This window comes from Serratia sp. Ser99 (assembly GCF_024519545.1).
GTDB lineage: Bacteria > Pseudomonadota > Gammaproteobacteria > Enterobacterales > Enterobacteriaceae > Serratia > Serratia liquefaciens.
In genome coordinates this window covers 147,095-159,653 of the sequence record NZ_JALJRT010000003.1, presented here as the reverse complement: position 1 = coordinate 159,653, position 12,559 = coordinate 147,095, and the positions used below count along the sequence as shown (strand labels likewise).

Below are 12,559 nucleotides of genomic sequence, written 5' to 3'. Positions count from 1 at the left end.
CAGCCTCTCGCGTTAATTTTTCACCGCATTCTCTGACAAAGCTGCGGGAACAATCAACCGGTTAGGCAAGGTAAAGATAAATCGGGTGCCGATGCCCTGCTCGCTAAGGATCTCCAGCCGCGCATCGTGGTGACTGAGCGCATGCTTGACGATCGCCAACCCCAGCCCACTGCCGCCGGTCTGGCGTGAACGAGCTTTGTCAACGCGGTAGAAGCGTTCGGTCAAACGGGGAATATGTTCGGCCGCGATGCCCGGCCCATTATCACTGACCTGAAACTGCGCTCCGTTTGGCGTCTGCTGCCAGCTGACCTCAATATTGGTGCCTTTCGGCGTATGATTGACGGCGTTATACACCAGATTCGACACCGCACTGCGAAGTTGGTCATCGTTACCGAACACTTTCAACTGCTCATTCACCCGGAAGGTGATTTCGTGGTTGCCGCCGCTCAGCGATTGCGCCTCACGTTGTAACACCCGCAACATCAGGGGGATATCAACCCGCTCGTTCATTTCAACGTTAGGCGCCGCCTCGATGCGCGACAGCGTCAGCAGTTGCTTGACCAGTCCGTCCATGCGGCGAGTCTGCTCCTGCATGGTGCCCAACGCCTTACCGCGCAGCGAACCATCCAGCTCTTCGTCGCTCATCATTTCCAGGTAACCCTGCAATACCGTCAGCGGCGTGCGCAGCTCGTGGCTGACGTTAGCGAAGAAGTTGCGCCGAGCCCCTTCCAGTTGACGCATCTGGGTCACATCGCGGGCTACCATCAATAATTGCCCTTCGGAGTAGGGCATCACACGAAACTCGACGTAATGCTCGTTATTCAGTTGCAGCGTCAAAGGGCGGGAGAACTCCTGCTGTTGCAGATAGTGACTGAACTCCGGATAACGCAACAGGTTGAGAATGTGCTGGCCATTGTCTTCCGGCCAGCGGAAACCCAGCAAATGCTGTGCCAACCCGTTGCACCAAAAGATATTACCTTCGACGGTAGTCATCACTACCGCATCGGGCAGCGATTCCGCTCCGCTACGGAAGCGTTTGATCAACAGCGCCAGCTCACGACGCCGACGACGGTTCCGTTGCTGCATCTGATACAAGCCGTAAAACAGCGGTTCCCAGCTCCAGCGGCCAGGCGGCGGCGTCATGCTGCGGTCAACCCACAGCCAGTGGGAAAGTTTGAGTTGATTGTAGAAATTCCATACCAACGCCGCCAGCACGGAGGCCAGCAGCAGCCAGGGCAGATAACCGAAAATCAGCCCCAACAGTAAGGCAGGCAGGCAGAAAAGGGCCAGCTCCAGGGCCAGCCTCTTCCAGGATAGACGTTCTAACACGGCATATTCTCCAGCGCGGCGCGATCAGTAGCGCGTTGAGAATCGGTAGCCGGTGCCCCGAACGGTTTGAACCATTTTGTCATGACCACTGGTCTCTAACGCCTTACGGAGCCGACGGATGTGCACGTCAACGGTGCGGTCTTCCACATAAACGTTAGTGCCCCAGACGTGATTAAGCAACTGCTCACGGCTATAAACGCGTTCAGGATGGGTCATAAAGAAGTGCAACAGCTTGAACTCGGTCGGCCCCATATCCAGCGCTTGTTCGTTAGCCATCACGCGGTGTGAGGAAGGGTCCAGGCTCAGCCCTTGCATTTCAATCACTTCTTCCACCGCCATCGGTGAAATACGGCGCATTACCGCCTTGATGCGCGCCACCAGTTCCTTCGGTGAGAAGGGTTTGGTGATGTAATCATCCGCCCCGACTTCCAGGCCGCGCACCCGGTCTTCTTCTTCACCGCGCGCGGTCAACATCATCACCGGAATATCGCGGGTCAGCGCTTCACGCTTCATATGTTTAATAAACTGAATGCCGGATCCCCCGGGTAACATCCAGTCGAGCAACACTAAATCAGGGAACGGCTCAGACAGGCGCGTCACGGCGCTGTCATAATCCTCAGCTTCCAACGGTTGGTAACCATTCTGTTCCAACACAAAGCACACCATCTCACGGATCGGCGCTTCGTCTTCCACCACCAGTATGCGTCTTGCCATCGTCAATCCTGCCAATGTGTTAGCGATCACAGTTGATTGCGGGCGCCATTATGCGTCAGTTTTGTGACACTTTTATGAAAAAAGCGGGCTGTTATAGGCAGTAAGCATAGCGATTATTTCCAACGTCAAAGAAAAATCATTCAGTTGTCATAATGATTGCGTCACGACAGCCGCCGCAACGCCCTTTATAATCACCGCCATTACCCTATCGCCCCGGGAGTGTCATGCGCCTGATCCACACCTCTGACTGGCATCTTGGCCAGTACTTTTTCACCAAAAGCCGCGCCGCCGAGCATCAGGCCTTTCTGCGCTGGCTGATCGAACAGATCGAACAACACCAGGTGGACGCGCTGATCGTCGCCGGGGATCTGTTCGATACCGGCTCGCCGCCAAGCTACGCCCGCGAGCTGTATAACCGCTTCGTGGTGGAACTGCAGCGTACCGGCTGCCAGTTGGTGGTGTTGGGCGGCAATCACGACTCCGTGGCCACCTTAAATGAATCGCGTGAATTACTTTCCTGCCTGAATACCACCGTGATCGCCAATGCGCAGAGCGAAATCGAACAACAGGTGCTGGTGCTGAATCAACGCGACGGCCAACCGGGTGCGGTATTGTGCGCCATTCCTTTTCTGCGCCCGCGCGATCTGCTCACCAGCCGCGCCGGTGAGTCCGGGGTGCAAAAACAGCAGGCGCTGCAAGAGTCTATCGCCGACCACTATCACACCCTGTACCAGGCCGCCTGTGCGCGCCGTGATGCGCTGGGCTTGCCGCTGCCCATCGTCGCTACCGGCCATCTGACCACCGTCGGCGTCACCACGTCCGACTCGGTGCGCGACATCTATATTGGTACGCTGGACGCCTTCCCCGCACAGGCGTTCCCGCCGGCCGATTACATCGCGCTGGGGCATATTCATCGCGCGCAAAACGTCGCCAAATCTGAACATATTCGCTACAGCGGCTCCCCTATCCCGCTCAGTTTTGACGAGTTGGGCAAGGCCAAAAGCGTGTTTATGGTGGATTTCGCGGCGGGTGCCCTGCAGCAAGTCAGCGCGTTGGAGATCCCAAGCTTCCAACCGATGCAGCTCATTAAGGGAGATTTGGCGCAGATCGAGCAACAATTACGGCTGTTCGCCGATTATCAGGGTGAATTACCGGTATGGCTGGATATCGAAGTGGCGACCCAGGATTACCTTAGCGACATTCAGCGTCGCATTCAGCTGCTGGTCGATCAACTGCCGGTAGAGGTCGTGCTGCTGCGCCGCAGTAAGGAGCAGCGTCGTCAGGCCATTGAACAGCAAGACAAAGAAACGCTCAACGAACTGAGCGTCACCGAGGTCTTTGAGCGGCGGCTGGCGCAGGAACCCGAGATGGCCGAAGCGCGCAAACAGCGAATGAGTCAGATGTTCCAACAGGTGGTCGAAGCCGTACGGCACCAGGATCAGGAGCCGAACCAATGAAAATCCTCAGCCTGAGATTAAAAAACCTCAATTCGCTGCAGGGGGAATGGAAGATAGACTTCACCGTCGAGCCCTTCGCCAGCAACGGATTATTTGCCATCACCGGCCCCACCGGCGCGGGTAAAACCACCCTGCTGGACGCCATCTGTCTGGCACTGTACCACCAGACGCCGCGCCTGAATGTCACGCCAAGCCAAAATGAGCTGATGACCCGCCACACCGCCGAGTCGCTGGCGGAGGTCGAGTTTGAGGTTAAAGGTGTCGGTTACCGCGCGTTCTGGAGCCAGCGCCGTGCCAAAAACTCCCCGGACGGCAACCTGCAGGCGCCGAAGGTGGAGCTGGCGCTGCGCGATGACGGCAAAATCCTGGCCGATAAAGTCCGCGACAAGCTGGATCTTACCGCCGCGATCACCGGGCTGGATTTCGGTCGTTTTACCAAATCGATGATGTTGTCTCAGGGGCAGTTCGCTGCCTTCCTGAATGCCGATGCCAATGATCGCGCCGAACTGCTGGAAGAGTTGACCGGCACCGAGATTTACGGCCAGCTTTCCGAGCGCGTTTTCGAGCAGCACAAACAGGCCAAAACCGATCTGGACGCGTTGCATCAGCGCGCCAGCGGCATTGAGTTGCTGAACGAAGAACAGCGCCAACAGCTGGAAAGCCAGCTCGTGGAGCTCAGTTCGCAGGAAAATGCCCTCAGCGAACAGACCCAGCGTCAGCAACGGGCGTTAAACTGGCTACAGCAATGGCAGCAGACGCAGCAGAAACAGCAGGAATACCAGCGTCAGTTGAGCGCCGTACAACAGGAGCAGGCTGAGGCAGAACCGCAACTTCAGCAGTTGGCGCGCAGCGAGCCGGCAGAGAAACTGCGCCCACTGCTCAACGAACGCAACCGCTGCCGCAGCGATCAACAGGCGCTACAACAGCAGATTGCCCAGTTGACGCAGCAACAGGAGCAACAGCTTGCCCAGATGACCCCGTTGCAGCAGGCGGTGGAACAAGCACGTGCTCAACTGCAGGCGCATGTCGAACACCAGCAGATCCAACAACGTCTGATCGACGAGCAGATCGTCCCGCTCGACCACCAGATAACCCAGTTGCAAAAAACGCAGACAGAACTGCAACAGGCCTGCAATGCCGCCACGCAACAGTACGCTCAGCAACAAGCGGAGCTGGAACAACTTGAGGTTTTACGAGCCCGGCTCACCGCCCAGGCCGGACAGCAGCAGGAGCAGCTTAACGGCCTCACTGCCGCACTGGCAGCGCAGCAACAGCAGCAAAATGCGCTGGAAGCCCAAGCCCCCCTAACAGCGCTGCGCCAACGTCAGACCGAACTGGCCGAGCTGCGTCCGGTGCGCCAGCAATTATTTACCCTCTCCTCGCTGTTTGGCCAGGTCAGCGAACGTCTGGAACAACAACGCAAGGAGTTCACGGCCCGTCAGACCCAGCTCAGCGAGCTTGAAAAGCAGCTTGAAGAAACACGCCAGCAGTACAAACAGCAAAAAGCACATCAGACGGACGTAGAGAAAGCCCTTGAGCTGGAGCAACGCATCGTCAGCCTGGAGGCGGAACGCGCTCGCCTGCAAACCGGCGAACCTTGTCCACTGTGCGGCTCAGCCGAACATCCGGCCATCGAACAGTATCAGGCGGTAAAACCCTCTGAGACAGCACTGCGTCTGGCCGATATGCGCGTCAAAACCGAGGCTTTGTACACCCAGGGCACCGAGCTGCGCACCCGCTGCGAAAGCCTGAAAGAGCAACTGCAGCGCCAGCAACATCTTATCGGCCAAGATGAACAACAGCTGGCCGCTCATCGTCAGCAATGGCAAACCCTCAGCACGCCTCTGGCGTTTGATTTTGATCTGCAGGACACCGCTCGCCTTAGCCAGTGGTTAAGCGACTGCGACAATGAGGAGCGTCAGGCTCAGGCCAGTCTGCTGCAACACGAGCAGGCAGCCCAGGCGGTACAGCAGGCTAAAGACCGGTTGGCCGCACTGCAGACACAGCAGCAACAAGCGCAGCAAGAAAAGGCACTGCTGGACGAGCGTTTCAGCCTGCTGGAAAAAAGCCACGCCGAGGCCCAATCGCAGCAGCAACGCCTGCAGCAACAGCGTCAAGAAGCAGAGCAAGCTCTGGGCGAACAACGTACGCAGCGGCTGGCGCTGTTTGGCGAACAGCAAATCGTGCAGGTGCGTGAACAGCTGCGTGCCCGGCAGACGGCCTGCGAACAGGCTATACAACTGGCCGCAGAGCACTGGCAGAAGGCGCAGGAACAACGCGATCGTCTTGGCGGGCAACTCACCGGGTTGCAGCAACAGCTGTTGCACCTGGCCGAACGGCTGCAACAGGCGGAGCAAGATTGGCTGCAAGCGTTGTCCACCAGCGAATTCGACGACGAAGCGGCCTTCAACGCTGCCCTGTTGAATGACGATCAGCGCCAACAATTGCAACGGCGCAAAGAGCAGCTGCAGCAACGGCAGGTTGAAGCCAGCGCCCTGCTGGCCCAGGCCGTAGCCAATCTGGAACAGCAACGCCAACAGCGTCCGGAAGGGCTGGATGAAAGCCAGGCCGATCCCCAAACCCTGGGCCAGGATCTGGCCGCGCTGGCACAGCAGCTCAAAACTCTGCAGCTCCGACAGGGTGAAGTGCGCAACCAGTTGGAAAGTGATGCCGCGCGCCGTCTCAATCAGCAGTCGCTGTTTGAGCAAATCAGCCAAAGTCAGCAACAGTACGACGACTGGAGCTACCTCAATCAGCTCATCGGCTCCAAAGAGGGGGATAAATTCCGTAAGTTTGCCCAAGGACTGACGCTCGATCATCTGGTGTACCTGGCCAATAACCAGTTGGGCCGGTTGCACGGCCGCTATCTGCTGCAGCGCAAAACCAGTGATGCACTGGAATTGCAGGTGGTGGACACCTGGCAGGCGGACGCACTGCGCGACACTCGAACCCTGTCCGGCGGTGAAAGCTTCCTGGTGAGCCTTGCGCTGGCGCTGGCGCTGTCCGATCTGGTCAGCCACAAGACCAGTATCGATTCGTTGTTCCTTGACGAGGGCTTCGGTACGCTGGATGCGGAAACTCTGGACACCGCGCTGGACGCACTGGACAGCCTGAACGCCTCCGGCAAAACCATCGGCGTGATCAGCCACGTTGAAGCCATGAAAGATCGTATTCCAGTGCAGATTAAGGTGAAAAAGGTGAACGGCCTGGGTATCAGCCGGCTGGAGCCGCAGTTCCGGCTGGAATAACGTGACCCTGAGCTCGGAAATGTGACCGTGGCGTCACTCCCCGGTCAAAAACATTGAGCCGCCGCTGACAAGGTTTATGATGCTATCGATAACAGGATTGTTACTGTAAATATACAGGCAAAACCTGACGCACGGGATCGCTCCTGGACGTCAGGTTTTTTCGTTTTCAGCATGCTGAAACATCCGGGAAAAACCATGAAGATCGCAAAAATACTTAATAATAACGTGGTGATTACGCTGGACGACCGTCAGGAAGAGACGGTGGTTATGGGAAAAGGTATCGGCTTTAAAAAGAAGGCTGGCGATCTGCTGGACGAAAACCTGATCGAGAAGGTCTTCACCCTTAACGGCAGCGAAATGGCTGAGCGCTTTAAAACGCTGCTGTCGGAGATCCCCCTGGCCTGCGTGACCACGGCCGACAAAATCATCACCCTCGCCCGCCAGCGCTTGCCGGGCAAGCTGCATAACATCGTTTATATCACGCTGACCGATCACATCCACTTTGCGCTGCAGCGCCATGCCCAGGGGCTGGACATCAAAAACGTGCTGCTGTGGGAAATCAAGAAGCTCTACCCGGCCGAATTTGCCGTCGGGCTGGAGGCACTGACGCTGATCGCCGAACGGCTGGGCACCACGCTGCCGGAGGACGAAGCCGGGTTTATTGCCCTGCACCTGGTCAACGCCCAGTTGAACGATGAAATGCACAACACCCTGCATATCACTCGCGTCATGCAGGAAATCCTGAATATCGTCAAATACCATTTCCGTTTTGACTACAACGAAGAAGCCCTGAGCTATCACCGCTTTATCACTCACCTGAAGTTCTTCGCCCAGCGTCTACTGGGTAAAAACTACGTCGACAGCGATGACGACTCACTCTATCTGGTGGTCAAAGAAAAGTACCCTGACTCCTTCGCCTGCGCAGGCAAGATCAATCAACACATCGAAAAAAACTATCAGCATCAACTCACGCGGGAAGAGATGATGTTTCTGACCATTCATATCGAACGGGTGCGCAGCGAAAGCGAGGCAAGATAGGTTTAGCGACGGGCGTCAAACACCCGAATGCCGTACGGCGGAAACCAACGTCAACCCTTCGGCCTGTGCCTGGGCGAGCAGCATGCGATCGAAATCTCCCAAATGCTGGCCGCGCTGACAAACACCAGATTAGCGGGGTCGGCGATTTGCTTTCTGGCCTTTTCCCCAGGCAGGCATCGTCTGTCAGACACCACAGCAGCGCATGGGTATCCAGCAGCAGACGCCTCATTCATCAGCTAAGTTAGCTAAAGCATAGAGCGCGTCTGGTTTTTATACGGTGAATGGATTAAAGCGCGAGCAGGCCCGCGCTTTTTTGCAACAGTTACACTTGCGGCCACAGCCAAGCTGCACCGCGTACGCCGCTGGAGTCACCGTGAACGGCTTTACGGATCGGGGTTTCACACTCGCCACCGAAAACCCAGGATTTCACCAACTGCGGCACACGCTGATAAAGACGGTCCACATTGCTCATACCGCCGCCCAACACCACCACGTCCGGATCAAAAATATTGATCACGTGCGCCAGCGATTTGGCCAACCGCAGCTCATAGCGGCTAATGGCTTGCTCCGCCAGGGTATCTCCCTGCGCCACCAGCGCCATGATCTCATGCCCCTTTAGCGGATTACCGCTCAGGCGCGCATAATCGGTGGCAAAGCCGGTGCCGGAGATAAAGGTCTCGATACAGCCCTGTTTGCCGCAGTAGCAGGGAACCTCTGCACGAAAACGCAGTTCGTCATCGTCCAGCCACGGCAGCGGGTTATGCCCCCATTCGCCAGAGATGCCGTTACCGCCCGAATGCGCCTGGCCGTTGATTGCCACCCCTGCGCCGCAGCCGGTGCCAATAATCACCGCAAACACCGTTTGTTTGCCGGCGGCCGCGCCGTCGGTAGCTTCCGAAACCGCCAGGCAGTTGGCGTCGTTGGCGATGCGGACTTCACGCGCCAGCATCGCCGACAGGTCTTTGTCCAGAGGTTGGCCGTTGAGCCACACCGAGTTGGCGTTTTTTACCAAGCCGGTATAAGGCGACAACGTACCGGGAATGCCCACCCCGACCGATCCCTGCTGCCCAGTATTTTCTTCCGCCAGTTTCACCAGACCGGTGATGGCCTCCAGCGTTTGCTGATAGTCATGGCGCGGCGTGGCAATACGATGGCGGAACAGTTCCCGTCCGTCGTTGGCCAACGCGATCACTTCAATTTTAGTGCCACCCAGGTCGATACCAATGCGCACGATTTTTCTCCTCAATGCACAACAACGTTGCTACAGCCTAATGTAACCGGCTTTCGGGATCACCCCATTAACGCCGAGTGTGACGGCGATGGCAATTTCCGCATCAGAACCGCACCGGCTGCCGCTTATTAATTAGCCATCGGGTACACTGGATTTTATCAGTTAACCTATTGATAACATTTTTACGCATCATAAAATTCGGAGAGCAGCGATGAAACCTGCCATATTGATCGTCGACGACGATCCCGCTATCTGTGATCTGCTTTGTGACGTGCTCAATGAGCACGTGTTTACCGTACATGCCTGCCACCGGGGCAGCGAGGCGCTGACGCTACTCAGCCAGCAGCCGGATATTGCGCTGGTGCTGCTGGATCTGATCCTGCCGGACACCAACGGCCTGCTGGTGTTACAGCAGATCCACCGCCTGCGTCCGGATCTGCCGGTGGTGATGCTGACCGGTCTCGGTGCCGAGTCCGACGTGGTGGTCGGCCTGGAAATGGGCGCCGACGATTACATCGCCAAACCCTTTAATCCACGCGTGGTGGTCGCTCGCGCCAAGGCGGTTTTGCGCCGTACCGGTGCGCTGGCGTTGGAACCTGCCGCTGTCGGCCAGACCAGAGCGGAGGGCTGGCAGTTCAACGGCTGGTGTCTGGACACCAACCGCTGCACGCTGCACAACCCTCAGCGCCAGGCTGTCGATCTGACTCAGGGCGAATACGGCTTGTTGCTGGCGCTGGTACAACATGCGCGTAAAGTACTGACGCGCGATCGCCTGCTGGAGCTGACCCACGGCGAAACGCTGGAGGTCTTCGATCGCACTATCGACGTGCTGATCATGCGGCTGCGCCGCAAGATCGAAATCAATCCGCACCAGCCCGAACTGATCCGCACCATTCGCGGGCTGGGTTACGTCTTTGCCGCCGACGTCAGCCAGCCGGTGGCTGCCGCCTGATAAAATCCTGCAGTTCCGGCAACGGCCGAGCACCGTCGATAGCATTGGCGCACAGCAGGTTGAAACGCGCACAGGCATGCGCCAGCTGCAGGGTCTCCACCAAAGGCCAGTCTTCATGGCTGGCGTACAGCACGCCGGCGCAGAACGCATCACCGGCGCCGACGCTGCCGACGATTTCAGCTTCCCTCATCTGCCATGAGGGTTGCCAACGCGCTTCACCACCGCTCTCCAGCCCGTAAGCCCCTTCCGGGCAATGGATCACCACCCGCCGCCGCACACCGGCCTGCAATAATTGTTCTGCGGCCTGCGCCATCAGTGACTGCTGTAACGAGCCATTAGCCGTACGCAGCGCCAGTCCGGTAAACTCACCGGCTTCCAGCTCGTTGATCACCAGATAGTCCAGCCAGCGCAGCGCCGGCAACACCAAAGACCGATAGCGAGGATCGCCCTGGCGCGACACCAGATCCAACGAAGTCTGGTAACCGCGCTGCTGCATTTGCGCCAGCAGGCGTGCGCTACGGGTGCCGAATTCCTCGTCTGGACAATCCAGGCTGTCGAGCAGCAGCAGATAGCCCAGGTGGAAAATTTTATGATTGCTGTGCAGCGCGTCAAAATCGCCGAGGTCCAACAACCGATTCGCGCCCGGCGCATGGAAAAAGGTCCGCTGTCCACCCGGCTCGGTCATCACCTGCGACATCGAGGTCATCGCCGTTTCGCTGCGACGCACCCGGCCGCTGTCGACTTGGTACTGCGCCAGCATTTGCAAAATATAGTCACCATCGGCATCGCAGCCGATCAGCCCCAGCGCCGCCAGCGGCAACCCGGTTTCCATACGCGCCAGCGTCAGCAATACATTAAGCGGCGCACCGCCGGTGGCACGCTGGCTATGTTCAATCTCCACCAGCCAGCCCGGCTGAGGCCAATGCGCAATTTGATGGACATGATCCACCAGCATGTTACCGGCAGAAACAATGCCACGCCGGCTCATCACAACCGCCCGGCGCTGCCGAAAATATGCATCTGCTGCTGCACCACTTCGCTGATCGAGCGCTCCACCGCCAGCAGCACTTCGGCAAACTCATCATAAATCGCGTGACGCTGCGTCATCCGCTGTTCAATCGCCCCCAGCGCCGCTTGCGACATGCCGGTATAGAAGTTGATTTTGTGAATGCCCAGGCCGATGGCCCGCTTGAAGTCTGCATCGCTGATGCCGGAACCGCCGTGCAGCACCAAAGGAATGCCAGCCTGTTGCTGGATAGCCGCCAAACGTTCGAAATCGAGCTTAGGTTCGCCCTTGTATTTACCGTGCGCGTTGCCGATCGCCACTGCCAGTGCATCGATGTCGGTTAATTCGACAAACTCGCGTGCCCGCTGCGGGTCGGTAAATTTATTGCTGTCGGCCTCGCCATACAGAGCACCGCCTTCGTCACCGCCGACGGCACCCAGTTCAGCCTCCACCGAGACGCCCACCGCATGGCACATGCGCACCACTTCCTGCGTTTGACGCACATTTTCTTCATAACTCAGGCCGGAACCGTCGAACATCACCGAGCTGAATCCGAGACGCAATGCCTGCACCACCGCCTCAAAATGCAGACCGTGATCGAGGTTCAACACCACCGGAATGTCGTGCTGCGCCGCCTCACTTTTGATCGCCGCGACCAAAGACTCCAGCGACACGTACTTAAAGTGGACTTCGGCAATATTGATGATAAAGGGCGATCGCGCGGCCTGCGCCGCGGCAAACAACGCGCGCAGGAAATGGCTGTCGAGCACGTTGAACGCACCCAGCGCATAGCCGTGTTGACGCGCGTGCGCTAACCCCTGTGCCAGTGAAATCAATGCCATGGTGCATCTCCTTAATCGATAAAGCGCAAGTATTCGTTACACAGCAACCACTGGGGCGGCTGATCCTCTTCGATCTGGCTAAAGCGGCTGAGCGGCGTCAGGAAACGGTTATCGTTGTCGTCGTCATTCACCGTCGAAACCTCACCCACCAACACGTCGCCGAAACCTTCCTCGCCCCAAAAGCTGTGATAGATGCCCGGCGTCAGGCAGATGCTTTCCCCCGGCGCCAGCCGCAGGCGTGAACCGGCGGCGTGAGTCTGTCGGCAACCGTCCAGGGTCACGGTCACCGGGCTGTCGGCCAGCCCTTCCTGCGGATCGGCGTTATGCAGCTCGACGATCAGGTTGCCGCCACCGCGATTGATGATGTCTTCCCGCTTGCGCCAGTGGAAATGCATCGGCGTCACCTGTGCTTCGCGGCAATGCATGATTTTCTCCGCATAGCATTTGGCATAAGGTTGACCGCCGGGCGAACCGTTTCGCAACGTGAACAGCGTCAGCCCCTTGTGAGCAAAATCCTCGCCGCCGAACGCCGTGACGTCCCAACCCAGCTTCAGGTCGAATACCTCCTGCCACGGCTGACGATCGAGCTGACGCCAAACGGTTGGGCTAAAGTGCGCAAAGGGCGGCAGATGGACGTCGAAGCGGGCAAAAAAATGCTGGGTTTGTTGCAGAATCTGGTTCACGGCGGAACGGTTCATATCGCCTCCGAAAGTGGGGATGAAATGAGGGGCCTGGCGTAGCA

10 protein-coding genes are annotated in these 12,559 nt (G+C 57.9%); 4 read left to right on the top strand and 6 right to left on the bottom strand.

From position 1 onward, the window contains the following. Positions 1 to 12: 12 nt before the first annotated feature. Positions 13 to 1,329: a phosphate regulon sensor histidine kinase PhoR gene (phoR, locus tag NR114_RS08445; RefSeq protein ID WP_046374371.1), complete on the bottom strand. Its 1,317-nt coding sequence runs from the start codon at positions 1,327 to 1,329 to the stop codon at positions 13 to 15. A 24-nt stretch (positions 1,330 to 1,353) separates the two neighbouring features. After that, positions 1,354 to 2,043, bottom strand: a complete 690-nt coding sequence (gene phoB / locus NR114_RS08440; RefSeq protein WP_020825449.1) for a phosphate response regulator transcription factor PhoB — start codon at positions 2,041 to 2,043, stop codon at positions 1,354 to 1,356. 224 nt (positions 2,044 to 2,267) lie between these two features. On the opposite strand from phoB, the gene sbcD reads away from it, so the two are divergent. The 3 genes from sbcD to licT all read left to right on the top strand — a co-directional run bounded on the left by sbcD (position 2,268) and on the right by licT (position 7,786). Further along, a complete protein-coding gene (gene sbcD / locus NR114_RS08435; RefSeq protein ID WP_234528965.1) occupies positions 2,268 to 3,500 on the top strand; it encodes an exonuclease subunit SbcD in 1,233 nt (410 codons plus the stop codon). Then, entirely contained in the window at positions 3,497 to 6,748 is a 3,252-nt protein-coding gene (sbcC, locus tag NR114_RS08430; protein WP_234528966.1) for an exonuclease subunit SbcC, read from the top strand. Before sbcD ends, sbcC begins: the two co-directional genes overlap by 4 nt. Positions 6,749 to 6,943: 195 nt before the next feature. Then, a complete protein-coding gene (gene licT / locus NR114_RS08425; RefSeq protein WP_041415225.1) occupies positions 6,944 to 7,786 on the top strand; it encodes a BglG family transcription antiterminator LicT in 843 nt (280 codons plus the stop codon). A gap of 322 nt (positions 7,787 to 8,108) precedes the next feature. Here the strand turns inward: licT and mak are convergent, their stop codons facing one another. Beyond that, the gene (mak, locus tag NR114_RS08420; protein ID WP_048759636.1) at positions 8,109 to 9,017 is read right to left on the bottom strand and encodes a fructokinase; all 909 of its coding nucleotides are present in this window, start codon (positions 9,015 to 9,017) and stop codon (positions 8,109 to 8,111) included. A 211-nt stretch (positions 9,018 to 9,228) separates the two neighbouring features. Between mak and NR114_RS08415 the strand changes: the two genes are divergently transcribed. Further along, positions 9,229 to 9,969 (top strand): response regulator, encoded by a 741-nt coding sequence (locus NR114_RS08415; RefSeq protein ID WP_046374374.1) that lies wholly within the window; start codon positions 9,229 to 9,231, stop codon positions 9,967 to 9,969. On the opposite strand, the gene NR114_RS08410 is transcribed toward NR114_RS08415, so the two are convergent. The 3 genes from NR114_RS08410 to NR114_RS08400 are packed head-to-tail and all read right to left on the bottom strand — an operon-like array spanning position 9,944 to position 12,515. Then, positions 9,944 to 10,960 (bottom strand): carbohydrate kinase family protein, encoded by a 1,017-nt coding sequence (locus NR114_RS08410; protein WP_234528967.1) that lies wholly within the window; start codon positions 10,958 to 10,960, stop codon positions 9,944 to 9,946. The two genes, NR114_RS08415 and NR114_RS08410, sit on opposite strands and share 26 nt — an antisense overlap. Then, positions 10,957 to 11,817 (bottom strand): ketose 1,6-bisphosphate aldolase, encoded by an 861-nt coding sequence (locus NR114_RS08405; RefSeq protein WP_020825441.1) that lies wholly within the window; start codon positions 11,815 to 11,817, stop codon positions 10,957 to 10,959. Before NR114_RS08405 ends, NR114_RS08410 begins: the two co-directional genes overlap by 4 nt. A gap of 11 nt (positions 11,818 to 11,828) precedes the next feature. After that, complete coding sequence (locus NR114_RS08400) at positions 11,829 to 12,515, bottom strand: D-lyxose/D-mannose family sugar isomerase (RefSeq protein WP_234528968.1); 687 nt, start codon at positions 12,513 to 12,515, stop codon at positions 11,829 to 11,831. Between the last annotated feature and the right edge of the window lie 44 nt (positions 12,516 to 12,559).